Origin of the sequence: Microbacterium sp. che218 (genome assembly GCF_040436305.1) — a bacterium.
In the GTDB taxonomy this organism is placed as follows: Bacteria; Actinomycetota; Actinomycetes; order Actinomycetales; family Microbacteriaceae; genus Microbacterium; species Microbacterium algihabitans.
Genome location: NZ_AP031501.1, coordinates 1,941,674 through 1,966,046 on the forward strand (window position 1 = coordinate 1,941,674; position 24,373 = coordinate 1,966,046).

The 24,373-nt window shown below is 70.3% G+C and carries 21 protein-coding genes; 10 read left to right on the plus strand and 11 right to left on the minus strand.

The annotated features are described in order from the left end of the window. Nucleotides 1-22: 22 nt before the first annotated feature. The 3 genes from ABXS86_RS09105 (at nt 23) to ABXS86_RS09115 (ending at nt 3,762) form a co-directional block, all read left to right on the plus strand. On the plus strand, nt 23-1,366 hold the full coding sequence (locus tag ABXS86_RS09105; RefSeq protein WP_353664208.1) for a carboxylesterase family protein: 1,344 nt from the start codon (nt 23-25) through the stop codon (nt 1,364-1,366). 111 nt (nt 1,367-1,477) lie between these two features. Continuing rightward, nucleotides 1,478-2,809: a Na+/H+ antiporter NhaA gene (nhaA, locus tag ABXS86_RS09110; RefSeq protein WP_353664209.1), complete on the plus strand. Its 1,332-nt coding sequence runs from the start codon at nt 1,478-1,480 to the stop codon at nt 2,807-2,809. A 149-nt stretch (nt 2,810-2,958) separates the two neighbouring features. After that, a complete protein-coding gene (locus tag ABXS86_RS09115; RefSeq protein WP_353664210.1) occupies nt 2,959-3,762 on the plus strand; it encodes a MerR family transcriptional regulator in 804 nt (267 codons plus the stop codon). A 4-nt stretch (nt 3,763-3,766) separates the two neighbouring features. Here the strand turns inward: ABXS86_RS09115 and ABXS86_RS09120 are convergent, their stop codons facing one another. The 5 genes from ABXS86_RS09120 to ABXS86_RS09140 all read right to left on the minus strand — a co-directional run bounded on the left by ABXS86_RS09120 (nt 3,767) and on the right by ABXS86_RS09140 (nt 9,856). Next, nucleotides 3,767-4,780, minus strand: coding sequence for a LacI family DNA-binding transcriptional regulator (locus ABXS86_RS09120; RefSeq protein ID WP_307208426.1), 1,014 nt, complete (start codon nt 4,778-4,780; stop codon nt 3,767-3,769). A 257-nt stretch (nt 4,781-5,037) separates the two neighbouring features. Further along, on the minus strand, nt 5,038-6,492 hold the full coding sequence (locus tag ABXS86_RS09125) for a glycoside hydrolase family 1 protein (RefSeq protein WP_353664211.1): 1,455 nt from the start codon (nt 6,490-6,492) through the stop codon (nt 5,038-5,040). A gap of 29 nt (nt 6,493-6,521) precedes the next feature. Further along, nucleotides 6,522-7,427, minus strand: a complete 906-nt coding sequence (locus tag ABXS86_RS09130; protein WP_251505721.1) for a carbohydrate ABC transporter permease — start codon at nt 7,425-7,427, stop codon at nt 6,522-6,524. Continuing rightward, a complete protein-coding gene (locus ABXS86_RS09135; RefSeq protein WP_353664212.1) occupies nt 7,424-8,509 on the minus strand; it encodes a carbohydrate ABC transporter permease in 1,086 nt (361 codons plus the stop codon). The genes ABXS86_RS09130 and ABXS86_RS09135 overlap by 4 nt, the downstream gene beginning before the upstream one ends. 75 nt (nt 8,510-8,584) lie before the next feature. After that, a complete protein-coding gene (locus ABXS86_RS09140) occupies nt 8,585-9,856 on the minus strand; it encodes an ABC transporter substrate-binding protein (protein ID WP_353664213.1) in 1,272 nt (423 codons plus the stop codon). A gap of 228 nt (nt 9,857-10,084) precedes the next feature. On the opposite strand from ABXS86_RS09140, the gene purS reads away from it, so the two are divergent. From purS to ABXS86_RS09175, 7 genes are all read left to right on the plus strand, one after another. Further along, a complete protein-coding gene (purS, locus tag ABXS86_RS09145) occupies nt 10,085-10,333 on the plus strand; it encodes a phosphoribosylformylglycinamidine synthase subunit PurS (protein WP_353664214.1) in 249 nt (82 codons plus the stop codon). Continuing rightward, complete coding sequence (gene purQ / locus ABXS86_RS09150; RefSeq protein ID WP_144830357.1) at nt 10,330-11,037, plus strand: phosphoribosylformylglycinamidine synthase subunit PurQ; 708 nt, start codon at nt 10,330-10,332, stop codon at nt 11,035-11,037. Before purS ends, purQ begins: the two co-directional genes overlap by 4 nt. Nucleotides 11,038-11,115: 78 nt before the next feature. Beyond that, nucleotides 11,116-12,546 carry a helix-turn-helix domain-containing protein gene (locus tag ABXS86_RS09155; protein ID WP_307208371.1) on the plus strand — a complete coding sequence of 477 codons (1,431 nt, stop codon included), beginning with the start codon at nt 11,116-11,118 and terminating at the stop codon, nt 12,544-12,546. A gap of 34 nt (nt 12,547-12,580) precedes the next feature. Continuing rightward, on the plus strand, nt 12,581-13,288 hold the full coding sequence (locus ABXS86_RS09160; RefSeq protein ID WP_353664215.1) for a GntR family transcriptional regulator: 708 nt from the start codon (nt 12,581-12,583) through the stop codon (nt 13,286-13,288). 107 nt (nt 13,289-13,395) lie between these two features. Further along, the gene (locus ABXS86_RS09165; protein ID WP_353664216.1) at nt 13,396-13,890 is read left to right on the plus strand and encodes an ureidoglycolate lyase; all 495 of its coding nucleotides are present in this window, start codon (nt 13,396-13,398) and stop codon (nt 13,888-13,890) included. A 2-nt stretch (nt 13,891-13,892) separates the two neighbouring features. Continuing rightward, a complete protein-coding gene (locus ABXS86_RS09170) occupies nt 13,893-15,365 on the plus strand; it encodes an NAD(P)/FAD-dependent oxidoreductase (RefSeq protein ID WP_353664217.1) in 1,473 nt (490 codons plus the stop codon). Beyond that, nucleotides 15,362-16,291: an NAD(P)-dependent oxidoreductase gene (locus ABXS86_RS09175; protein ID WP_353664218.1), complete on the plus strand. Its 930-nt coding sequence runs from the start codon at nt 15,362-15,364 to the stop codon at nt 16,289-16,291. The genes ABXS86_RS09170 and ABXS86_RS09175 overlap by 4 nt, the downstream gene beginning before the upstream one ends. An 86-nt stretch (nt 16,292-16,377) precedes the next feature. On the opposite strand, the gene ABXS86_RS09180 is transcribed toward ABXS86_RS09175, so the two are convergent. From ABXS86_RS09180 to ABXS86_RS09205, 6 genes are all read right to left on the minus strand, one after another. Beyond that, the gene (locus ABXS86_RS09180) at nt 16,378-17,190 is read right to left on the minus strand and encodes a lytic transglycosylase domain-containing protein (RefSeq protein WP_353664219.1); all 813 of its coding nucleotides are present in this window, start codon (nt 17,188-17,190) and stop codon (nt 16,378-16,380) included. A gap of 100 nt (nt 17,191-17,290) precedes the next feature. Further along, on the minus strand, nt 17,291-18,502 hold the full coding sequence (locus ABXS86_RS09185) for an ROK family transcriptional regulator (RefSeq protein WP_353664220.1): 1,212 nt from the start codon (nt 18,500-18,502) through the stop codon (nt 17,291-17,293). A 98-nt stretch (nt 18,503-18,600) separates the two neighbouring features. Further along, entirely contained in the window at nt 18,601-19,821 is a 1,221-nt protein-coding gene (gene mmsB / locus ABXS86_RS09190) for a multiple monosaccharide ABC transporter permease (protein WP_353664221.1), read from the minus strand. Nucleotides 19,822-19,826: 5 nt separating this feature from the next. Continuing rightward, nucleotides 19,827-21,356 (minus strand): multiple monosaccharide ABC transporter ATP-binding protein, encoded by a 1,530-nt coding sequence (gene mmsA / locus ABXS86_RS09195; RefSeq protein ID WP_144830377.1) that lies wholly within the window; start codon nt 21,354-21,356, stop codon nt 19,827-19,829. A gap of 103 nt (nt 21,357-21,459) precedes the next feature. Beyond that, nucleotides 21,460-22,581 carry a multiple monosaccharide ABC transporter substrate-binding protein gene (gene chvE, locus ABXS86_RS09200; RefSeq protein WP_353664222.1) on the minus strand — a complete coding sequence of 374 codons (1,122 nt, stop codon included), beginning with the start codon at nt 22,579-22,581 and terminating at the stop codon, nt 21,460-21,462. A 261-nt stretch (nt 22,582-22,842) separates the two neighbouring features. Continuing rightward, nucleotides 22,843-24,372 carry a tripartite tricarboxylate transporter permease gene (locus ABXS86_RS09205; RefSeq protein WP_353664223.1) on the minus strand — a complete coding sequence of 510 codons (1,530 nt, stop codon included), beginning with the start codon at nt 24,370-24,372 and terminating at the stop codon, nt 22,843-22,845. Nucleotide 24,373: the final 1 nt, after the last annotated feature.

A 24,373-nucleotide genomic window follows, 5' to 3' on the forward strand; every position in this document is an offset into this window, starting at 1 on the left:
CGGCTCGGTCGCACACGGGGACATGACATCCGACGACCGGCGCACCCGCGTCTTCACGACATCCGTCGGCGACATCGAAGCCGTCGTCGACGGTGACATCGTGCGCGCCGCCGGCGTGCCCTACGCGCACGCGGACCGGTTCGAGAAGCCGCGCGCGCTCTCGCACCTGGGGAGCGATCCGTTCCCCGCCTTCGAGGCGTCTCCCGCCTGCCCCCAGGTGCCCACCGAGGCGCTCGAGGTCATCGGCGATCAGACCGGCGGACTTCCCCAGAGCGAGCACTGCCAGCGCTTGACCGTCACCCTCCCCGCCGATCACGGTGCCGCCGACGAGCCCCTGCCCGTCATGGTCTGGATCCACGGCGGGTCGTACGTCAGCGGAGCGGGCGATCTGCCCCTGTACGACCCCCGCTCGCTCGTCCTGCAGGAGCGCGTGATCGTCGTCACCGTCACCTACCGGCTCGGCGTCCTCGGCTACGTCGGCGACGGTGTCGAACGACCCGCCAACCTCGGGCTCCTGGACCAGCTCGCGGCCTTCCGGTGGGTGCAGGCCAACATCGCCGCCTTCGGGGGCGACCCGGCACGGGTGACGGCCTTCGGGCAGTCGGCGGGGGCGGATGCCGTGCTGCACCTCATGGCGACCGATGGAGCCGCTTCGCTGTTCTCGCGAGCGATCGTGCAGAGCGCTCCCCTGCGCACCATCCGCGGGCGGGCCGGGATCGGCGCGGCGATGAACGCCGCCCTCGACGAGACCCTCGTTGACGGCGGTGACCTCGACCTCGCCGTGGCACAGGCGGCGGTGGCCCGGGCGGCGCAGAAGAGCCCGGTGGCCTTGATGGCATTCGGGCCGCAGGCGGGTCAGGATCCCCTGCCGAACGAGAACGCGATGCGCGAGCGATGGGCGGATGTCGCACCCGGCATCCCCCTGCTGATCGGAACGACCGCTCACGAGGCGCGCCTGTTCCTGCCCCTCGTCCCCGCTCTGAACAGAGTGTCGAGGGTCCCCCTGCTCGGTCCTCTGGCGGTCGCCCTCGTCGACCGCGCACTCACCACCTGGGTCTACAGCGGTCCGGCGCGCGCCTTCGCGCGCGCGTACGAGCGCGCCGGCGGCGAGGTCGTGCGTTTCACGTTCCGCTGGCGGGCGCCGCGCAATGCGTTCGGCTCCTCGCACGCGATCGAGGTTCCCTTCGTCTTCGGCTCCGAGGACGTGGCATCCGGTCTCGCCCCCTACGCCGGCGCGACCGCCTCCGACCTCGATCGCACCGGCGTGCTGGTGCGCACGGCGTGGGGGCACTTCGCCCACGGCCGCACCGACGCCCTCGGCTCGGCACGCGGTGTGATCGCGTTCCGCCGCACCGCCCGGCCGTGAGCGAGCGGCCCCACCACCCGGCAGCTCGCTTCGCGAGGTCGCGGTAAACTGGGTCTCGGTGCGTCGGGAAGTCTGGTCGACATTTCGTCGATCGACCCCTCAGGAGGCCTCATGAGCCACGACACCACCCGCGCGCCGAGCTGGCCGGGCTACCGCGAAGTCCACCGCGTCACGACGCTGCTCCGCCGCGAATCCGTCGGCGGCATGCTGCTCGTCGTCGCCGCGATCGTCGCGATCATGTGGGCGAACTCCCCCGCGTCCGACGCCTACTTCGCGCTGCGCGACTTCCGCATCGGCTACGAGCCGTGGCACCTCGATCTGAGCCTCGGTACGTGGGCGGCCGACGGTCTGCTCGCGGTGTTCTTCTTCATGGTGGGCCTCGAGCTCAAGCGCGAGATCGTCAGCGGCAGCCTCCGCCGCTTCGGCACCGCGATCGTCCCGGTCACGGCGGCGTTCGCGGGCGTCGCCGTTCCCGCGCTCATCTACGTCGCGGTGGTGCACACGCAGCCGAGCCTGCTGGCCGGATGGGCGATCCCCACCGCGACCGACATCGCGTTCGCCGTCGCCGTGCTCGCGCTCGTCGGCTCGCACCTGCCCGGGCCCCTGCGCATCTTCCTGCTGACCCTCGCGGTGGTCGACGACCTCATCGCCATCGCGATCATCGCGATCTTCTACACCAGCGACATCTCGCTACTGCCCCTGGCCGTGTTCGCGGCGCTCGTCGTGATCTACGGCGTCATCGCCCACCGGGCGCGGGCCTGGTTCTCGCGCCACGCGTGGGGCGCGTGGGTCGTGCTGCTGCCGATCGGCTTCGCCGCGTGGGCGTTCCTGCACGCGTCGGGCGTGCACGCCACGATCGCCGGTGTGGCGCTCGCCTTCACCATCCCCGTCGCCGGCTCGCGGCGTCAGCCCGAGCACCACGGCATGGACCTCGCCGAGCAGTTCGAGCACCGCTTCCGCCCGCTGTCGAGCGGCATCGCGGTGCCGATCTTCGCGTTCTTCGCCGCGGGTGTGGCCGTCGGCGGGGGCGAGGGCATCATGCGGGCGCTCGCCGACCCCGTGACCATCGGCGTCGTCGCCGGTCTCGTTCTCGGAAAGCCGATCGGCATCCTGCTCGGCGTGCGCGTGCTCACCCTCGTGACGAAGGTGCGCCTCGACCCGGCGCTCAAGTGGATCGACCTCGCCGGGGTCGGCCTGCTCGCCGGCATCGGGTTCACCGTGTCCCTGCTGATCGCCGAGCTGAGCTTCCCCGCGGGCTCCCCGCACACCGACGACGCGAAGATCGCGATCATGGCGGCCTCGCTCCTGGCATCCGTCTTCGCTTCCGCCGTGCTCCTCGTACGCAACCGCCGCTACAAGCAGTTGGAGCAGGACGAAGAGGTGGATGCCGACGGCGACGACATCCCCGACGTGTACCAGCGGCCGTTGCCCGACGCCCGCTGAGCAGCTGCCGCGCCGAGCGACGTCACGAGAACAGGCTCCGCGCCCGGAACAGGACGATTGCCGCCGGAGCCGCCTGTCCTCGTGACATCTCCTGTTCTCGTGACGGACGGCTTGACCCTCACGCGACGTGAGGGCGCAGCCTTGTCGGCATGATGAACGACATGACACGAGAGGGGCTGCCGGTCGGCGAGACCGCTGCGCAGCTCGGGCTGACGGTGCGGACCCTGCACCACTGGGATGAGATCGGGTTGGCCCGTCCGGCCGCGCGTTCGGCCGCCGGTTATCGCTTGTACACGGATGCCGACCTCGAACGCCTGCGCCGCATCGTGGTGTACCGCGAACTGGGGCTGGATCTCGAGGCCATCCGCGCAGTGCTCGACGAGCCCGGCGACGACGTCTCGGCGCAGCTGCGGGTGCAGCGGGCGCAGCTCGCGCAGCGGATCGACCAGCTGCGCGAGCTCGACGACGACCTCGGACGCATGATCGGGGCCCAGGAGCGCGGCGTGCTGCTCTCGCCCGACGAGCAGAGGGCGGTCTTCGGCCCCGCCTGGAACACCGACTGGCCGGCCGAGGCGCGCGACGCCCACGGCTCGTCGCCGCAGTGGCAGCAGGCGGCCGAGCGCTCCGCCTCTCGGGGAGCGGCGGACTGGGCCGCGGTCACGTCGACGCTGGCCGCGGTGGAGGCCGAGCTGGGTGCGGCGATGGCCGCCGGCATCCGCCCCGATGACGCCGCCGCGGGGGCCCTCGTCGAGCGTCACCGCGAGGCCCTGTCGGCGTTCTACCCGGTCTCGCGGCAGATGCACGTGCACCTCGGGCGCATGTACGTCGCCGACGACCGGTTCACCGCGCACTACGACCGCGAGCGTCCGGGCCTGGCCGCATGGCTGCGCGACGCGATCGAGGCGAGCGCTCGCACGCACGGCATCGAGCCCGACACCGCCGAGTGGGCGTGATCGTTCACGCCGATGCGCGCTCGATGACCTCTGTGGGGAGGATCGTGGCATGCACGGCGGGACGCCCGGCGAGGATGTCGAGCAGAACGGATGCCATGTGCCGCCCCTGCGTGAGCGAGGGCTGACGGACGGTGGTCAGCGCCGGCGAGACCGCCGTCGACACGGCCGAGTCGTCGAAGCCGATCACGGCGATGTCGCGACCGGGCTCGAGGCCCTTCTCGCGCAGCACCTCGTAGGCGCCGCGCGCCATCAGGTCGCTCGCGACGAAGAGGGCGTCGGGCCTCTCGCCCGCCGCGAGGATGCGGGTCATGGCGCTCGCGCCGCCCGACTCGGTGAAGTCGCCGTTCTCGACGGCGGCGGGGGTCACACCGGCATCGGCCATCGCGGCGCGGAAGCCCTTGAGCCGGTCGATGCCGGCGGGCATGTCGGGCGGTCCCGAGATCGTGGCGATGCGCCGGTGCCCGCGCTCGAGAAGGTAGTCCGTCGCGAGCCGGCCGCCCTCGACGTTGTCGACGTCGACGTAGTAGTCGTCGGCGCGGATGCGCGCGGGGCGTCCGCCGTAGACGACCGGCACGACGTCTGCCACCCGGTCGAGGAAGGTGTCGCTGGTGTGGTGCGAGGCGACGATCGCGCCGTCGACGCTGCCGCTGCGCAGGTAGCCGAGCGCCTTGGCGCTGGCGTCGTCGCTCGCGATCAGCATGTTCATGATGTAGTCGGACTCGCCGATCACCTCGCCGATGCCCGCGACGATCGAGGCGAAGAACGGGTCGCCGAAGAAGCGGTCGGTCTGCTCGGGGATCACCAGCGCGATGGCGCGGGTCTGCCTGCTCGCGAGCGAACGCGCCGCGCGGTTGGGCACGTACTGCAGCTCGTCGATCGCCCGTCGGACGGCGTCGAGGGCCGAGGGCGAGACGGCGGTGGAGCCGTTGACGACGCGCGACACGGTCGAGCGCGACACTCCGGCGCGCGCGGCGACCTCTTCGATCGTGGCGGCGCCCCGCGCGGGTGCGAGATCCAACGCTTCCCTCCTTCGGGGGCCGGTGAGACGGCTTCGGCGCGGGTGCCGGCGGGGACCGGTCGCGCGATAGTGCGAGCGTACTGCGGGCGAGAGCGCTGTGTGCAGCGACACCCGGGGTACGGGAACAGGCCAAACTTACACCGTATGTCTACGACGCTCGACCACGCGCGTGGGTCGGATCGCCTCGGTGGAGCGGCTGCCGCGAACGACGAGGGCCCGGCTCCCTGGGCGGGTGGCCGGGCCCTCGCTCATACGACTCAGCGGACGACGGCCGTCTCCAGCGCGCGCTGCGCGATGACCCGCGCGTAGGCGCGGCCCGAGTCCTTGATCGTGCGCTCCTGCGTGGCGTAGTCGACGTAGACGATGCCGAAGCGCTTGGCGTAGCCCCAGGCCCATTCGAAGTTGTCCATGAGCGACCAGTAGAAGTAGCCGCGCACGTCGACGCCCTTGTCCACGGCATCCAGCACCGCTCCCAGGTGCGCCTCGACGAACTCGACGCGATCGGCGTCGTGCACGCGGGTCTCGCCCGCATCGGTGACCGGCTCGTCGTCGTACGAGGCGCCGTTCTCGGTGACGTACAGCGCCACACCGGCCTCGGCCGCGTACTCGTCGCTCACGCGCTCGAGCAGGCGTGTGAGCCCCTCGGGCTGCACCTCCCAGCCCATGTTCGTGCGCGAGAGGCCGCGGTCGTGCCAGTACAGGTTCTCGCTCGCGGGGAACGGCTTGCCGATCGGGCGCGGGGTGGGAGCATCGCCGGCGGGCGGGTCCACCTCGGGCGGCGTGCCGCCCACGAACTCGCCGTGGTAGTAGTTCACGCCGAGCGAGTCGATGGGCGTCGAGATGACGTCGAGGTCGCCGGGCTGCACTGCCTCCTGCCAGCGCGCGACGGCCTCGGCGTCGGTATCGCGGAAGTCCTTGATGATGTCGGCCGGGTAGGTGCCGCGGAACACCGGGTCGAGGAACCAGCGGTTGAACTGCCCGTCGATGCGCCGCGCGGCGTCGAGGTCGGCGGGGTCGGCCGGGTCGACGGCATCCGCCACCGTGAGATTCAGCGTGATCCCCAGATTGAGCGAGGCGTCGCGCGCGCGCAGCTCCCGCACGGTCTGGCCGTGTCCGAGCAGCAGGTGGTGCGCGGCGAGCATGCCCTCGGCCTGCGAGTAGTGGCCCGGGGCGTGCGCGCCCGCGGTGTAACTGAGGAACGACGAGCACCACGGCTCGTTCAGCGTGGTCCACACGTCGACGCGGTCGCCCAGGGCGTCGTGCATGTCGAGCGCGTACTCGGTGAAGCGCTCGGCCGTCTCGCGCACGGTCCAGCCGCCACGATCCTGCAGCGCCTGCGGCAGATCCCAGTGGTAGAGCGTCAGCCAGGGCAGGATGCCGGCGCCCAGCAGTTCGTCGACGAGTCGCTTGTAGAAGTCGACGCCCTTCGGGTTGAGCGCGCCGCCGTCGGGGCGCACGCGAGACCACGACGTCGAGAAGCGGTAGGTCTGCAGGCCGAGCTGCTTCATCAGCTGCACGTCGCCGGCGTAGCGGTGGTAGTGATCGCACGCGACATCGCCGTTGTCGGCGTTGATCACGGCATCGGGGACACGGCTGAAGGCGTCCCAGATCGACGCGGCGCGACCGTCTTCGAACGCCGCCCCCTCGATCTGGTAGGCCGCCGTGGCAGCACCGAAGAGGAAGCCCTCGGGGAAGGCTCGGGCGTCGGACATGGTTCGGGTTCCTTCCGTGGGCGCAAGAGTCATCCCTTGACCGCCCCTTGCATGATGCCACTGACGAGCTGCTTGCCCGCGAACACGAACAACACCAGTAGCGGAATCGTCGACAGCAGCACGCCCGCGAGCACGATGGAGTAGTCGACGAAGTAGTTGGACTGCAGCAGCGACAACGCCACCGGCAACGTGGGGTTCTGGCGGTCGAGAACGATGAACGGCCAGAAGAAGTTGTTCCACGCGCTGACGAACGTGAACAGTCCGAGCATCGCGGCGGCCGGTCGAGCGGCCGGCACCCCCACCGTCAGGAAGGTGCGGAACGAGCTCGCCCCGTCGACGCGCGCGGCCTCGATCAGCTCGTCGGGCACGGCCTGGCGCAGGTACTGCGTCATCCAGAACACCCCGAAGGCGCTCGTGAGCGCGGGGATGATGATCGCCCCGAGCTGCCCGGTCCACCCGAGCTCGCTGAACAGGATGTACAGCGGCACGACACCGAGCTGCATCGGCACGGCCATGGTGCCGACGACGAACAGCAGCAGCCACGGCCCGCCGCGGAACTTCAGCTTCGCGAACGCCCATCCCGCGAGGGTCGAGAAGAAGACGACGGATGCCGCGATCAGGCCGGAACTGATGATCGAGTTCAGCAGCGCGGGCCAGAAGTTGACGGCCTGGTCGCCGATCACCGCGGCGGCGTTGGTGAAGAAGTTGCCGCCGGGGATCCACGAGCGGTTGGCGTCGCGGATGGTCGAGGCATCGCCCGAACCGATCAGCAGCGACCAGTAGAACGGGAACACGCTGGCCAGCAGCACTGCGCCGAGGGTGGCGTAGACGATCCACCCGGGGCGGGATCCGCGCACCGGGCGCGGCCGACGCCGCCCTCGCTCGGGCAGGTCGCGATCGATCACGGGCACGGGGGCCGGGGTGACGGCGGTCATCGACGCGCCTCCTTCCTGGGGGTGGCGAGGCGCGCGGCATCCGCCTCGAGACGCTCTTTCGCGGCACGGGCTTGAGCGCGCCGTTCGCGCCGGAACCGCGGGTCGCGGGTGCCCTCGTCGCGCACGAGGGTGCGGGTGACGAGCATGTTGATCGCGCCGATCGCGAGGATGATGATGAAGAGGATCCAGGCGAGCGCGGCTGCGCGGCCGAAGTCCCACTCACCCCAGCCGATGTTGTAGAGCCACAGCGTCACCGTGAGCCACTGGTTGTCGGCGCCACCGGTGCCGTTCTGGTCGTACATGCGCGGCTCGTCGAAGATCTGCAGCCCGCCGATGGTGGCGGTGATGATCACGAAGATCAGCGTGGGCTTGAGGCTCGGCAGGGTGATCGAGAAGAACTGACGCACCTTGCCGGCGCCGTCGACGGTCGCGGCCTCGTAGAACTCGCGCGGAATGGCCTGCATCGCGGCGAGGAGGATCAGGGTGTTGTAGCCGGTCCAGCGGAAGTTGACCATGGTGGCGATCGCCACGTGGCTGGCGAGGGCGTCGGAGTGCCACGGGACGGCGGCAAGGCCGAGGTTCTGCAGCGTGGTGTTCACGACGCCGTACTGGTCGCCGAACATGTTGCTGAAGATGAGCGCCACGGCGACGGGGGCCATGACGTACGGAATGAGCACGCTCATGCGCCAGAAGGTCTTGGCGCGGATGTTCTGGTCGAGCATCGCGGCGATGAAGATCGCGACGATCAGCTGCGGGACGCTCGAGAGCAGGAAGATGCTGAAGGTGTTGCGCAGGGCGATCCAGAACTTGGGCTGCGAGAGCACCCAGGCGTACTGGTCGAAGCCGATGAACTCGCCGGAGTTGCGGACCAGGTCCCAGTCCATGAACGAGATCACGGCTGTGTAGGCGATGGGGAAGAGCCCCGTGATCGCGAACAGGATGAAGAACGGCGAGATGTAGAGGTAGGGCGAGAGCTTGAGGTCCCACGCGCTGCGGCGCTGACCGAAGCCCAGCCGCCGGGGCTGGCGCTCGCCCGCGGGTGCCGCCGCCGGGCGGGACGGCCTTTCGAGTGTGCTTGTCACGGTGGTGTCTCCTCCTCGAGACGAGGGGCGGATGCCGGGGGCCGTTGCTGCGCCCCCGGCATCCGCCCGCATCGGTCAGGACAGGGCGTCGACCTCGGTCGCCCACTGCTGCCACGAGTCCGCGGCGCTCTGGGTTCCGTCTTCCACTCGCGTCAGCGCCTTCTGCATGGCGTCGTTGATCTGGAAGTAGAACTTGCCCTTGTACGGCGAGACCTTCACGGCCTGGGCGCGCTCGGAGAGCATCTCGCCCACGGGGGCGTTGTTGAAGTACGCGTTCGTGTTGGTCAGCAGCGCGTCGGCCTTGAGGGCGTCGACCTGGCTGGGGAACGTTCCGGCCTCTTCGAACGCCTTGACCTGGGTCTCGGGGTCGGTCAGCCAGTCGGCGAGCTCCTGCGCGGCTTCGACGTTCTTGCCGTTGGCGGGAACGGTGAGGTACGAACCACCCCAGTTGCCGGCACCGCCGGGGAAGACGTTGGCGATGTCCCAGCCCTTGACCTCGGGGGCGTTGCCCTCGATGACGCCGAGCATCCAGCCGGGGCAGAGCATGGTGGCGAAGGCGCCGTTCGACAGGCCTGCGAACCAGTCGTCGGACCACTGGCCGAGGTGCGCCGACTGCGTGGCGCTGGCGGCGAGCACCTGGTCGTAGATCTTCTTGACGTCGGCGTTCTTCGTCGCGGTGATCTCGCCGTTGTCGGGGTTCTCGTAGGCGGCCTCGACCTGGTTGATGGCGCCCTGGTAGGTGCCGCCGGCGGAGTCGAAGAAGGCCTTGCCCGTGGCGGCGACGTACTTGTCACCCGCGGCGAAGTAGGTCGACCAGTCGCCCTCGAGCATCTTGGCGACCTCGGCGCGGTCGGTGGGGAGCCCTGCGGCCGCGAACAGGTCGGAGCGGTAGCAGACGCCCTCGGGGCCGATGTCGGTGCCGTAGCCGACGAGCTTGCCGTCGGGGCTGGTGGCGGCCTCGACCTTGTAGTCGAGCCAGCGGCTCTTCAGGTCGTCGGGGACGGGCGCGAGCAGGTCGGCGTACTCCATGACCTCGGGCAGCCAGTCGACCTCGATGGCCTCGATGTCGGCGAGGCCGGTCTTGCCGAGCTTCTGGAAGTAGTTCTCGCGGGCTTCGTTGCTGGTCGCGGCCTTGTTGTGCACGATCTTCACGTTCGGGTGCGCGTCCATGTACTCCTGCAGGAGCGCGTCGGTGTAGCCGAAGTCGTTGAAGGTGGCGACGGTGAGGGTCACCTCGCCGTCGGCTCCGGAGCCGCCACCGGCGCCGGAGCAGCCGGCGAGCACGAGGGCGGAGGTGGACGCGACGGCGGCGACGAGCGCGGTCCGGCGCAGGGCACGAGTATTCACAGATCACTCCTTTGTGGTGGGTGCGACCGCGGCGACGAGCTCTCGCCTTCCTGCTGTGGGAGCGCTCTCAACGGTCGGGTCGAGAGTATGGGATCGCTCCCAAATGGTCAAGGAAGCGCTCCCACATTCACCTCGCGCGCTCACCCGCGCTCGCTCTCGACGTCAGCGGCCGGGGCGCACCCTCCCGTAGACTGGGCCTCACAACGCCACCCGACATCTGGAGCTGAAGTGCCCACCATCGTCGTCGACGTCATGCCCAAGGCCGAGCTTCTCGACCCCCAGGGGAAGGCGGTGGCCGGCGCCCTGTCGCGGCTCGGTGAGACCCGCTTCTCCGACGTGCGCATCGGCAAGCGCTTCGAGCTCACCGTCGAGGGCGAGGTCGACGAGGCCACCCTGGCGCGGGCGCGCGAGCTCGCCGACGAGATGCTGTCGAATGCGGTCATCGAAGACGTCGTGAACATCGAGGTCGTGGAGTGACGGCCCGTATCGGGGTCATCACCTTCCCCGGGTCGCTCGACGACCGCGACGCCCAGCGCGCCATCCGTCTCGCCGGCGGCGAGCCCGTCGCGCTCTGGCACGGCGAGCACGATCTCCGGGGCGTCGACGCCCTCGTCCTGCCGGGCGGGTTCAGCTACGGCGACTACCTCCGCGCCGGCGCCATCGCCGCCTTCGCGCCGATCATGGCCGAGGTGAAGGACGCCGCAGCCAAGGGCATGCCCGTGCTCGGTATCTGCAACGGCTTCCAGATGCTCGTCGAGGCGCACCTGCTGCCCGGCGGCCTCATCCGCAACGCCCACCAGCAGTTCATCCGGCGCGACCAGCGTCTGCGCGTCGAGAACGCGTCGACGGCCTGGACCAGCGACTTCACCGAGGGCGACGAGATCGTCATCCCGCTGAAGAACGCCGACGGCGGATACATCGCGGATGCCGAGACCCTGGCCCGCGTCAACGGAGAAGGCCAGGTCGCCTTCCGCTACCTGGGCGTCAACCCCAACGGCTCGCTCGACGACATCGCCGGACTCACCAACGAGCGCGGCAACGTCGTCGGACTCATGCCCCACCCCGAGCACGCGGTCGAGCCGGGCTTCGGCCCCGGTACCTCCGCGGCGATGCGCTCGGGCGTCGACGGACTCGGCTTCTTCACCTCGGCGATCGCGGCCGTGGTGAACGCCTCCGTCTGACCCGTCCACCCCCGCCGAAGACGTAATCTCGAAGGGCTCGGGGGAGAACAAGCGGCCCACACGCGCGACGGGGGCGGGATGAGCGAGAACGACGGCGGCGGTACCGCGGCCGTCCGCGCCGCCGCCGTCCACGTGTCGCCGCGCCTGGCCCCCGGCAACGGCGTCCCCCTGCTGAGGCACCTCGCACTGCTCGCCGAGGTCGACCTCGGCCCCGCTCCTCGGGCGTGGACGGAGCCGCAGGCGCGCCTGCTCTCGGCGGCCCTGGTCGCGCGCGCCCGCACCGACGCCCTCGGCGAGGGGATCGCGCTCATCCAGCGCTACTTCGACGAGGCGCGGCTCACCCGACCCGCAGCACTTCCGGCCTCGGCGCGCGCCGAGCTGCTCACGAGCGCCGCCGAGTACCTGAACGCCATCGGCCGCCCCCAGGTGGCGGTCCGCTACGCCGCCGAGGCGCTGCTGTTCGCCGACTCACCGGGCGACAGGTACCGCGCCCTCGCCGCCCACGCCGAGGCCCTCGCGGTCAACGGCGAGTTCGGAGAGGCGAGAGAGATCGTCGCCGAAGCGCGCGGACTGTTCCACGGCGAGGGGTGGGATGCGAGCGAGATCTCGCATGGACTGCTGTTCGCGGAGTCGCTGATCGCGGTCTCGCAGGCGGACCCCGCTCCCCTCCTCTCCATCGCCGAGGAGCTCGAGCGGGCACGACCCGACGACCCCTACTGGCGATTCTCCGCCGGAGTGATGCGGGTGGTCGGACGATGGCTGCAGGGCGACATCGCGATCGCCCTGGCGAAGGCGCGGCAGTTCTTGCACGGCTCGGGCCGCACCCGCAGCTACCGGCTCATGCGCGAACGTCTCGTGAGCATGACGAGCGGCCTGCTGACCGTGCAGGGAGAGTACGGCGAGGCCCTCGCGATGATCGCGGACCGGGTCAGCCACCCCGGCCACGCCATCTGCTTCGAGTCGCAGCGCGCCACCGTGCTGCTGCAGCTCGGGCGCGACCAGGAGCTCATCGACTCCACTGACGCCTGCGTCGCGATGGACGACCACTGCCTCTCCCCGTTGTCGGCGTTGCTCAGCCGACGCGCGGTCGCCCTGCTGCGCCTGGGCCAGGAGAAGCGGGCCGCCGCGAGCATGGCATCCGCCCTCACCCTCATCGAACGCACCGGCGGCTCGAAGATCTCGTTCCTGCTCATCCTCAGCGGCGAGGCCGAGAGCCTCCTCGACCTCGTCGAAGCGGAACGACCGGCCCTGCGGGTGATGGTCGATTCCGCCCGCGCGGCCCTCCCCCTGCCCACGGCGCCCTCGCAGAAGGAGCGGCGCATCGACCTCACCGCCGCCGAGCGCGAGCTCGCCCGGATGCTGCTCTCCGACCTCTCGCTGACGCAGATCTCTCAGCGACGAGGGGTCTCGGTCAACACGGTGAAGTCGCAGGTGCGGTCGATCTACGGCAAGCTCGGCGTCTCGAGCCGCGCCGACGCCCTGCTCGCCCTGCGGTCGCCGTCGTCGTGACCTCGCCCGCGCGCCGATCGGAGAAGATGGGCGTGTGCGCGCACCCGATCAAGACCCCGTCATCGACCGCATCCTGGCGCTGTGGAACACCGACGAGCACACACTGCCGTCGGAACCGCGCCTGGCGGAGCTGACCGGCGCGAGCCGCGCCTCGGTGCGCGAGGCGCTGATCCGCCTCGAGGAGCGCGGCTACGTCCACCGCACGCAGGGCACCCGCACCACCGCCAACCGGCGCCTGCCCGAGGTGGGGCGCCGCATCGACGAGCAGTTCGACCACTCCCTCTCGATCCGCGCGGCGGGGTACGAGCCGCGGTTACAGGTGGTGTCGGCGGAGCGCCGCGTGCTGGCATCCGCCCCCTCCCGCTTCGACGACCTGCCCGACGGGACCGAGGTGCTCCGCACGGTGAAGATGTGGAGCGTCGACGATCAGCCCTACGCCCTCGCCGAAGACCTCATCCCGGTCACCCGCGAGGCGGACCTCGACCCGCACCTGCCGGTGTTCGACCTGGCCGAGGCCGGCAACAGCGTGCAGGTGGCGTGGGAGACGATGTGGGTGGATGCCGTGGCCCTCGACGCCGAGCGCGCCGGGGCCCTGCAGACTCGGCCAGGCCTGCCGGTCATCGAGATGACGTATTGCGGGTACGGCGCCGACGACCGCGTGGGGTACTGGTCGCGCGAGGTGCAGCTGCCCGCCCCCGCGGGGTTGCGCAATGCTCTGATCCGCCGCGTGCACCGGGGCTGAGCGTTTCGCGGGTGTAACCGCTCGGTGAACTTGTCCGACAAGCTATCCCGTCACTTGTCGGACAAGCGTAACCTCGCAGCATCCACCCGATGCGAAGCGAGGACCCCATGACCGACACCCTCACCACCCACCACCTGTCGGCGGAGCCGCTCACCGCCTCGGCCTTCGAGCCGTTCGGCGTGCTGCTGACCCCCATGGAGGACGGCACCCCGTTCACCTCCGAAGAGGCCGTGCTCGACGTCTCGAACGGGATCCCCCGCTTCTACCTCATGCACCTCGACGACAAGGCCCCCGAGTTCGTGCGCGTGACGCGCCACCTCGACACCACGCAGACGCTCATGGCCGTCGGCGACGTCGAGTGGACCATCGCCGTCGCCTCTCCCGGGATCGAGGAGCCGACGCTCGACGACCTGCGGGCGTTCCGCATTCCGCCGCGCACCGCCATCACGATGCGCAAAGGCACCTGGCACGCGGGTCCCTTCTTCGCCGAGCCGAGCATGGACTTCGTCAACCTCGAGCTCGACGACACCAACGTCAGCGACCACCACAACCACCGCCTCGACGACGCCTACGGTGTGCGCGTCGTGATCGACGGAGAGTGAACGTGCTGAGCCCCCTGCCCGACGCCGCGGCGCGCCTCGCCGCCATCGAACGCGAGGCCGCGCACCAGAGCGCCCTCAGCGCCGGAGACGGTCGTTCGTGGGTCGGCGAGCGCGACGGGGTGCACCCCGTGGTGATCGTGGGCGCGGGCCAGGCGGGTCTCGTGCTCGCGCGCGGCCTGCGCCGCCGCGGGATCGACGACGTCGTGGTGATCGACGCCGCCCCCGCGGAGGCGACCGGCCCCTGGACCACCTATGCCCGCATGCACACCCTGCGGACGCCGAAGGACATCGCGTGGCCCACGTGGGGCACCCCGGCCGTGAGCCCCCGGGCGTGGTTCGAAGCCGTCTACGGCGTCGAGGCGTGGGACGCCCTCGAGTACTTCCCCACCACCGCGTGGCACGGCTTCCTGCAGTGGTACCGCGAGGTGTCGTCGGTTCTGACGGTGGCCTCGACGCGGGTCACCGCGCTGCGCACGGCCGGCGCCGACGACCCGCTACAGCTCGATCTCACCGGGCCCGACGGCGACTGGACCCTTGATGCCCGCCACGTGGTGCTCGCCACCGGCATCGAGGGCGCCGGCGGCCGCCACCTTCCGCCGCTGCTGCGGTCGCTCCCCGCCGACCGCGTGTTCCACACGCACGACGACATCGACTTCGACGCCCTCGCGGGCCTGCGCATCGGCGTCCTGGGCGCGGGGACGGGCGCGTTCGACAACGCCGCGACAGCGCTCGAGCACGGCGCGGCCAGCGTCGAGGTGCACATGCGCCGCCCCGCGATGCCGCAGGTGAGCCCGTACCGGTGGATGGAGTTCGCCGGCCTCATCGAGAACTACGGCTCGTTCACCGACGCGCAGAAGTGGGCGTTCAACGTGCACCTCTCGGCCGTCGACCAGCCCGCGACGCAGAACGCCCTCTGGCGCGCCCACGCGTTCGACTCCTTCCGCTTCGTCACCTCGTCGCCGTGGCAGCACGTCGAGTGGACCGGCAGCGACATCGCGGTGACCACGCCGCACGGCATCCGCACCTACGACGTCGTGTTCGCCGCCACCGGGATCGCCGCCGACCTCGCCCAGCGCCCCGAGCTGGCAGGGGTGGCTCCGGATGCCACGTTGTGGAGCGACCGCCTCACGCCCGAGGCCGCGGCGCAGAACCCCGGTCTGGCGGCGTTCCCCTATCTCGACGACGACTTCGGCCTCGTCAGCCGCACCTCGTCCGAGCGATCGGCGCTGTCGCGGATCCACATGTTCAACCACGGTGCGCGCATCAGCCAGGGGATGCTGAGCCACCAGATCCCGGGGCTCGTGGGCGGGGCGACGAAGCTCGCCGCCGCGCTCTCGCGGCGCCTGTTCGAGCACGACGCCGACGCGCTGCTCGCCGAGTACCTCTCGTACGACGTGCCGGTCGGAGTGCACATCGGCCGCCGGACGCAAGCACCTCAGCCCGCCGCGACACCGGAGGTAGCGTCGCTGTCGTGACCGCCTCGACTCCCCTCCTCGTCTCCGTGCCCACCGACCGCCTCCGCGACGACCTGGGCGAGCTCCCCGACGGGGTCGAGGTCGTCGTGTGGGACATGACCGGGGCCGCCCCGCGCGACCGCTTCGACATCGTGGTGCCGCCCTACATGAGCATGGACGGCGTGATCGAGCGCCTGTCCGAGATCGAGGTCGGCCTCGTGCAGGGCCAGTCGATCGGCTACGACAACGTCGTGGGGCGTCTGCCCGAGGGCATCCGGTTCGCCAACGCCTCGAGCGTGCACGAGACCGCGACCGCCGAGCTCGCCGTCGCTCTGGCGCTGGCCGCGCAGCGGCGGATCCCCGAGTTCGTGCGCGCGCAGGATCGCAACGACTGGCTCGGCGGCGGCGCCACCGGGCTCGCCGACCAGCGCGTGACCCTGCTGGGCTTCGGCGGTGTGGGGCGCGCGATCGCGGCACGACTCACGCCGTTCGAGGTGTCTCTGCGCGCCGTCGCCTCGCACGGCCGCCTGCAGGACGAGGTCGAGGTCTTCCCCCTCGGCAAGCTCTACGAGGTGCTCGCCGACACCGACGTGCTCATCGCCTCGCTCCCCGGCGGAGACGCGACCCGGCACATCATCGACGACGAGGCCCTGTCGGCGCTGCCCGACGGGGCGCTGGTCGTCAACGTCGGCCGCGGTCCGCTCGTCGACACCGATGCCCTGGTCGACCACGTGCGCCGCGGCCGCATCCGCGCGGCGCTCGACGTCACCGACCCCGAGCCGCTGCCCGCCGACCACCCGCTGTGGAGCCTCGACGGCGTGCTCATCGCTCCGCACGTGGGAGGGGCGACGGATGCCATGCACCCCCGCATGGCGCGCTTGGTGCGCCGTCAGATCGAGCACCTGCGGCGCGGCGAGGAGCCCGAGAACGTGGTGCTCGGCGGCTGAGCGCTGCGCGCTCGTCCTGTCGAGTGTCCACGACACTCCGCGTGAGCCCGCCGGTCACGGCGTGTCTGGGACACTCGACAGGCCTGTCACCCCGCTGCACGGGCCGCATACGCGTTCGCGGTGGCGGCGACGGCGTCGACGTAGCTGTCGAGGTGGTTGTACGAGTACACCGCGCGGCGCCAGCCCGCGGCATCCGTCATCTCACCCGACGCGCACAGGTACCGCGCCGCGGCGAGGGCTGCATCGTCAATCTGGTTCGGATCGGCCACGCCGTCGCCGTTCGCGTCGGCGCCCCACCGCTCCCACGTCGCGGGGATGAACTGCAGCGGGCCGACCGCGCGATCCCACCGGGCGTCGCCGTCGAACCGGCCGCCGTCGGTGTCGGCGATCGCGGCGCTCGCAGACCCGTCGAGGGCGATCCCCCGGATCGGCGGGTCGGGGTACCCGTCGGGCCGCAACGCGCCGCCCGAGTGCGTGCCGTGGCCGGACTCCACGGCGCCGAGCCCCGCGAGGGTGTTCCAGCCGAGTCCGCACGCGGGCTGCTCGCGCTGCACCGTGAGCGCGGCCGACGCGTACGCGCGCACGGCTCGCTCGGGAACCCCGGTGCGCCCGGCCGTGGCCGCAGCCCACGCGGGGTCGGCCGCGACGCCCGCGGGGACGACCGCCTCGCCCGCAGCCGCCTCGACGATCACCGGGGCGGGCGCGCTCCCGGCGACGTCGATTCCGGATGCCGCGGCCACCGACACCTCCGCCGTCGCGCTCACGCGGCGCTGGGCCTCTTCCTGGGCCGCGGCGTGCGCCTGCGCCTGCGCGACGAGCACCAGTGTGCCCGCGCCGAGGACGACCAGCGTCGCGAGCCACGGCCAGATCGGCCGGCGGCGGAACTCACCGACGTCCACGCGCACCTCCTGAGCGGCGCACCGACGGCATCCGCCCGCCGAGACGATAGGGGCGCCCGCGGTCGCCCGCGTGAACGGGCGGGATACGAGCGACGCCGGGTCAGCCGCGGAAGCCGGCCGGGTTCGACAGCAGGTCGGCGAAGGCGAGCTCGGCGGGTCCCACCAGCATGAGACGCGAGCGCAGGTGCGCGCGTTCGAGGCGGATCGTGCGGCCCTCGGCACCGAGCGGGTGCACGCGCACCGCGTCGGCCAGGCGCTCGCGGCTCACCGAGAGCAGGGCGCCGAGATAGCCCGAGAGCACGACGGTCTCGGGGGCGAAGGCGTTGACGAAGTTGGTCAGGGCGAGCGAGAGCATCTCGACCTGGCGGGTCACCTCGGTCATCACCCGGGGATTGCGGGCGACGCCGAGCTCGACGTCGAGTTCGTCTTCGTCGAGCTTGCGGCGGCCCAGCAGGGGTTCGAGCAGGTCGAGGCTCACCTCGGCCTCGAGGCACCCCCGACGACCGCACACGCACGCGCGTCCTCGCGGGTCGACGACGGTGTGCCCCAGTTCGCCGGCGTAGCCCGACGTGCCGCGCAGCAGGGTGCCGTCGATGATCAGTCCGCCGCCGATGCTGTGCATCGCGCCGCCGAGGTAGAGCAGGTTGCCGACCCCCACTCCGACGCCGAAGCGCGACTCGGCGAGGGCGCCGATGCTGGCGTCGTTGCCCGCGGTCACCGGCATGCCGAGCTCGTCGCTCAAGCGGGCCGAGACGGGATCCCGCCTCCAGCCGAGGGTCGGCGAGACGAGCACCGAGCCGTTGGCGTTGACGAGACCCGGCACCGCGAGACCCGCGCCGACCACGCGGTAGTGGCGGTCGATGTCGGCGCGCATCGCCTCGACCGACGACGCGACGATCTGCACGAAGCGCCGGGGCGAGGGGGCGCTGGCGGTGTCGTGGCGCAGGCGCGCATGCACGACGCCGCCGAGGCCGACGAGGGCGACGGTCACCGCGTGCGGCTCGGCGCGGACGCTGAGGGCGGCGACGTGGCCTTCGGGTTCGATGTCGAGCGTCGGGCGCCCGACCTTGCCGGTGCGTTCGCCTCCGGGAGCCTCGCGCACGAGGCCCAGCTCGGTCAGCTCCATCACCAGACCGGTGACGGTCGAGCGGTTCAGTCCGGTCGTCGCACCCAGTTGAGCGCGCGAGAGAGCACCCCGGGAGTGGAGGAGCGAGAGGACGGACGCGAGGTTCTGCTGACGGATCAGATCATTCGTCGTACGGCCAGTCGGCGGCGCGAGCGGGGTTGCGGGCTCGAACACGGCGGGGGTCATGAGGGTCGCACCTCCCCCATCATCGCATCATGACGCGACGGGGTCGAAAGGGCCGGAGCGGATGGGGAGCGGGCCCCGGGGCCGCGCTCCCCATCCGATCACGCACCGCCGTTGCGCCGCTTGTTGAAGATGTCGAACGCGACGGCCAGCAGCAGCACGATTCCCTTGATGGCCATCTGCCAGGCGGCGTCGACGCTGAGGATCGACAGACCCATGTTGAGCACGCCCATCACCAGGCCACCGACGACCGCGCCGACCACGGTGCCGATACCGCCCTGCACGGCCGCGCCTCCGATGAACACCGCCGCGATGGCATCCAGCTCGTAGTTCTGACCGGCCGCGGCGACGGCGCTTCCGGCGCGGGCGGTGCTGACCACCGCAGCGAGACCGGCGAGGGCGCCCATGTTCACGAAGATGAAGAAGTTGACCCACTTCGTCTTCACACCGCTCATGACGGCGGCGAATAGGTTGCCGCCCATCGCGTAGATGTGCCGACCGAAGGTCGTGCGGTTGAGCACGAACGTGTACGCCAGCACGAGCACGGCGAGGATGATCAGCACGATCGGGGTGCCGTTGTAGGTCGCGAGCGTGAAGGCTGCGGCCATGATCACGACGACGGCCGCGGCGTTCTTCAGCCAGAACGACCACGCCACCTCACGCGGCAGCTCGAGTCGGCGCAGGGTCGCGCGGGTGCGCAGCTGCTGCACGATGAGCAGCACGCCGGCGAGGGCGCCCAGCAGGAGCGTCAGGGCGTCCCAGTTGCCGAGGTAGCCGAGGAACGGCGGCAGCCACCCGGCGCCGATCGCCGTGAAGCTGTCGGGCAGACCGCTGATCGTGCCGCCGGTGAGCAGCACCAGGGTGAGACCGCGGAACAGCAGCATGCCGGCCAGGGTGACGATGAAGGCGGGTATGCCGACGAACGCGACCCAGAAACCCTGCCACGCGCCGACGATCGCGCCGACGACGAGCGAGAGGACGACCGCGAGGTACCAGGGCAGACCCCATTGGTTCATCGCGATCGCCGCGATCGCGCCGACCATCGCCACGACGGAGCCGACCGAGAGGTCGATGTGCCCGGCGATGATGACCATGACCATGCCGATCGCGAGGATCAGCACGTAGGCGTTCTGCTGGATGAGGTTGTTGACGTTGCCCGGCAGCAGCAGGCGACCGCCGGTGAGCACCTGGAACAGCGCGATGATGATGACGAGTGCGGCGAGGATGCCGAACTGACGGAAATTGATGCGCGACAGGATGCCGCGACGGCGCGGCCCCGGTTGCGTCGGCGCCTCAACCGTCTGGGTGGATGCGGTGGCCATTGCTCTCAGTTCCTTCCGGCGGTCATGTGCCGCATGAGCGTCTCCTGGGTCGCGTCGTCGCGGCTGACCTCGGCCGTGATGCGTCCCTCGGAGATGGTGTAGATACGGTCGGAGAGGCCGATGACCTCGGGCAGCTCCGACGAGATGACGATGACGGCCTTCCCCTGGGCCGCGAGTTCGTTGATGATTCCGTAAATCTCGTACTTCGCACCCACGTCGATGCCGCGGGTCGGCTCGTCGAGGATCAGCACGTCGGGTCCGGTGAACATCCACTTCGACAGCACGACCTTCTGCTGGTTGCCGCCCGAGAGCCGCCCCGTGATCGCCGCGACGCTGGGCGCCTTGATGTTCATCTTGTAGCGGTACGAGTCGGCGACCTTGTACTCGCGGTACCGGTCGACGACGCCGAGGCGCGCGAGACGGGCGAGGGCGGATGCCGAGACGTTGACCTGGATGTCGCCGATCAGGTTCAGACCGTACTTCTTGCGGTCTTCGGTGGCGTAGGCGATGCCGTGCTTGATCGCGGCGTCGACCGTGCGCACGTCGATGGCCTTGCCGTTCTTGTAGACCTCGCCCGAGATCCCGGTGCCGTACATGCGGCCGAAGATGCTCATCGCGAGCTCGGTGCGACCGGCGCCCATGAGACCGGCGAAGCCGACGATTTCTCCCGCGCGCACCATGAACGAGGCGTCGTCGATGACCACGCGCTCGGTGTCGACCGGGTGGTGCACGGTCCAGTTCTCGACCCGGAACAGCTCTTCGCCGATGTCGGGCTCGCGCGGCGGGAAGAGGCTGTTCAGGTCGCGACCGACCATGGCGCGGATGATGCGCCCCTCGTCGGTCTCGGGGTCGTCGCGCATCATCGTCTCGATCGTGCGACCGTCGCGGATGATCGTGATGCGGTCCGAGATGCGCAGCACCTCTTTGAGCTTGTGGCTGATGATGATGCAGGTGATGCCCTGCGCGCGCAGCTGGTCGATGAGATCGAGCAGGTGCGCGGAGTCGTCGTCGTTGAGCGCGGCGGTCGGCTCGTCGAGGATGAGGAGCTTGACCTCTTTGGCCAGCGCCTTGGCGATCTCGACGAGCTGCTGCTTGCCGACGCCGAGCTCGAAGATCTTCGTCGCCGGGTTCTCGCGCAGACCCACGCGCTTGAGCAGCTCGGCGGCGGCGGTGTTGGTGGCGTTCCAGTCGATGACGCCGCGGCGCGATTTCTCGTTGCCGAGGAAGATGTTCTCGGCGATCGAGAGGTACGGGCTCAGCGCCAGCTCCTGGTGGATGATGACGATGCCGGCGGCCTCGCTGTCGTTGATCGAGCGGAAGGCCATCTGCTCGCCTTCGAGGGTGATCGTCCCGTCGAAGCTGCCGGTCGGGTAGACGCCGCTCAGCACCTTCATGAGCGTCGACTTGCCCGCGCCGTTCTCGCCGCAGACGGCGTGCACCTCACCCCGGTACACGTCGATCGACACGTCGGCCAGGGCCGGCACGCCGTTGAACGACTTCGAGATCCCCGACATACGCAGGATCGGTTCGGTCATGGTGTGTCCCTCTCCCGCCCCTCCGGGCGGCTGTTCGGCTCCACCGCCCGCAGGCGGCACGGGGAGCGGCGGGGCGGGCGAACCCGCCCCGCCGCAGAGTGGATCAGAGCCCGACGTCGGAGGCCTTGAGGAAGCCCGAGTCGATGAGCTTGGACTGCACGTCGTCCTTGACGACGACCTCGGGCGTCAGCAGGTACGAGGGCACGACCTTCTTGCCGTTGTCGTAGGTCTTGGTGTCGTTGACCTCGACGGTCTTGCCGTCCTTGATCTCCTGGATCATCGTGAAGACGCGGTCACCCAGCGCGCGGGTGTCCTTCCAGACGGTCATCGACTGCGTGCCGTCGAGGATCGCCTTGACGTTGGCCTTGTCGGCGTCCTGACCCGTGATGATCGGGTAGTCGGCACCGGCGGTGTAGCCGGCCGACTTCAGCGAGGCCTCGATGCCGATGGCCAGGCTGTCGTTGGGCGAGAGCACCACGTTGACCTTCTTGCCGTCGCCGTAGAACGACGACAGGCGGTTGTCCATCTCGGCCTGGGCCTTGTCGGACGCCCAGCCCTGGATGCCGATCGACGCCCACGCGTCGTCGTTCGCGGGCGACTTGCCGCTGGGGACGACCAGCTTGCCGCTGTCGACGTACGGCTTGAGAACGTCCCAGGCGCCGCCGAAGAAGAACTTCGCGTTGTTGTCGTCGGGGCTGCCGGCGAAGGGCTCGAGGTTGAAGGGGCCCTTGCCGTCCTTCAGGCCGAGCTGGTCTTCGATGAACTGGCCCTGCAGGGTGCCGACCTTGTAGTTGTCGAAGGTGGCGTAGTAGTCGACGTTCTCGCTGCCGTTGATGAGACGGTCGTAGGCGATGACGGTGGCGTTCTGCGACTTGGCCTCTTCGAGCACCGGGCCGAGGGTCGAGCCGTCGATCGCGGCGATCACGAGGATCTTCGCGCCGCCCGAGATCTGGTTCTGGATCTGGCTGATCTGCTGGTCGGTCTTGTTGTCGGCGTACTGCAGGTCGACCGTGCAGCCGGCATCCGTCAGCTTCTTCTGCAGCTGCTCGCCGTCGTTGATCCAGCGCTCGAGGCTGCGGGTCGGCATCGCGATGCCGACGTTGCACTCTCCGGTACCGCCGGAGGCAGCGGCGCCGCCGCCGTCGGCCGGACGGGTGGAGCTGCAGGCTCCGAGACCCACCGCGAGAGCGGCGATGGCCGCTCCGGTCAGGATTTTCTTCAGCATGTGATCTGCGTTCCTCTCTGAACTGCAGGGACCCTCATGGTCGTACCCGCGCCCTCCCCGGCGTCGGATCGGGTACGTCGTCGTTCCCGGCTGTGTGACCCGTCGAATTATGACGGCTCCGAAAAAATATCTATCCGGTGGGGTTTTGTCTATAGCCACGTCAAAATTACGCACACCGTGACCTGAGCGTGATTTTCCGCCCCCTGACGCACGAGAACGGGCGGGGCGCCGAAGCACCCCGCCCGTCGTCGACCCGGTCGATCAGACGCCGACGGTCTCCTTCTGGGTCGTCTTCGCCCGTCGCCGCGCCAGCACGCGGTTGCGCCCGGCGGCGACCAGCACCACGAGCAGCACGGCGTAGATGGCGATGACGATCGGCCCCTGGAAGAGCGTCGTCAGGTCGCCGTTCGCGCTCATCGCGGCATCGCGCAGGCTGGTCTCGGCCAGCGGACCCAGCACCATGCCGATGATGAGCGGTGCCAGCGGGTAGTCGTGCGCCCGCATCGCGAAGCCCAGCAGACCGATGGCCAGCAGCAGCAGGAGGTCGAAGGTCGCCCCCGACGTGGCGTAGATGCCGAGCCCGCAGAACACCGCGATCGCGGCGTACAGGTACGGGCGCGGGATCACCAGGAGCTTGGCCCACAGCATCGCGAACGGCAGGTTGAGGATCAGCAGCACGACCATCGCGATGAAGAAGCTCGCGATGAGCGCCCAGACCAGATCGGGCGACCGCTCGAACAGCAGGGGCCCGGGCTGCAGACCGTACTGGCGGAAGGCGGCGAGCATGATGGCCGCCGTCGCCGACACCGGGAGCCCGAGCGCCAGGAGCGAGCCCATCGCCATACCCGTGGTCGAGTTGCCGGCGGCCTCGGGTGCGGCGAGGCCTCGGATGGCGCCCGTGCCGAAGCGGGGCTTCTTGCGCCGACCGTCGAGGCGCTTCTCGATGCCGTAGGCGAGGAAGGTGGGGATCTCGGAGCCACCGGCGGGGATGACGCCGAACGGCAGACCGATCGCCGTGCCGCGCAGCCACGCGGGGGTGGCCTCGGCGAACTCGCGCTTGCTGAGCCACGGGCGACCCGTCGGACGGATCATCTGCTTGTTGCTGATGTGCCGCTCCAGGCACGCGACGTAGATGACCTCGCCGAGGGCCAGGATGCCGACGGTCACGGTGATCAGCGAGATGCCGTCGAACAGGTTGGGCGAGTCCATCGTGAAGCGCGGGGCGCCGGTGACGCCGTCGATGCCGACCACCGCGATGCCGAGCCCCAGCAGCAGGGATGCGAGGCCCTTCGCGGCGTTGTCGGTCACGATCGACGAGGTCGCCGCGAAGGCGAAGATCGCCAGCGCGAAGAATTCCGCCGGTCCGAAGCTGCTCGACAGCCCCGCGAGCACGGGGGCGAAGAACACCAGCAGAGTCGCGGCGATGATGCCGCCGATGAAGGCGCCGATCGCCGCGGTGGCCAGCGCCTGCGCGGCCCGGCCGTTGAGCGCCATCTTGTGGCCCTCGAAGGTCGACGCGATCGCCGAGGCCTGCCCGGGGGTGTTGAGCAGAATGCCGGTGATCGAGTCGCCGAACAGCCCGCCGAAGTACACGCCCGAGAACATGATGAACGCCGCGGTCGGGTCGAGCGAGAACGTCACCGGCAGCAGCAGCGCGACCGCCATCGAGGAGCCCAGGCCGGGCATGACGCCGACCGCGGTTCCGAGCACGCAACCCACCAGCACCCAGATCAGATTCTGCGGGGTCAGGGCGCCGGCGAATCCCTCGCCGAGGAGAACGAGAACGTCCATG

Excerpts from the sequence above, each read along its gene's own strand:
- ABXS86_RS09185 (WP_353664220.1), bottom strand. The coding sequence starts at position 18,502 with ATGACCCCCGCCGTGTTCGAGCCCGCAACCCCGCTCGCGCCGCCGACT.
- ABXS86_RS09155 (WP_307208371.1), top strand. The coding sequence starts at position 11,116 with ATGAGCGAGAACGACGGCGGCGGTACCGCGGCCGTCCGCGCCGCCGCC.
- chvE (WP_353664222.1), bottom strand. The coding sequence starts at position 22,581 with ATGCTGAAGAAAATCCTGACCGGAGCGGCCATCGCCGCTCTCGCGGTG.
- ABXS86_RS09115 (WP_353664210.1), top strand. The coding sequence starts at position 2,959 with ATGATGAACGACATGACACGAGAGGGGCTGCCGGTCGGCGAGACCGCT.
- ABXS86_RS09125 (WP_353664211.1), bottom strand. The coding sequence starts at position 6,492 with ATGTCCGACGCCCGAGCCTTCCCCGAGGGCTTCCTCTTCGGTGCTGCC.
- ABXS86_RS09105 (WP_353664208.1), top strand. The coding sequence starts at position 23 with ATGACATCCGACGACCGGCGCACCCGCGTCTTCACGACATCCGTCGGC.
- mmsB (WP_353664221.1), bottom strand. The coding sequence starts at position 19,821 with ATGGCCACCGCATCCACCCAGACGGTTGAGGCGCCGACGCAACCGGGG.
- mmsA (WP_144830377.1), bottom strand. The coding sequence starts at position 21,356 with ATGACCGAACCGATCCTGCGTATGTCGGGGATCTCGAAGTCGTTCAAC.
- nhaA (WP_353664209.1), top strand. The coding sequence starts at position 1,478 with ATGAGCCACGACACCACCCGCGCGCCGAGCTGGCCGGGCTACCGCGAA.
- ABXS86_RS09165 (WP_353664216.1), top strand. The coding sequence starts at position 13,396 with ATGACCGACACCCTCACCACCCACCACCTGTCGGCGGAGCCGCTCACC.
- ABXS86_RS09205 (WP_353664223.1), bottom strand. The coding sequence starts at position 24,372 with ATGGACGTTCTCGTTCTCCTCGGCGAGGGATTCGCCGGCGCCCTGACC.
- ABXS86_RS09130 (WP_251505721.1), bottom strand. The coding sequence starts at position 7,427 with ATGACCGCCGTCACCCCGGCCCCCGTGCCCGTGATCGATCGCGACCTG.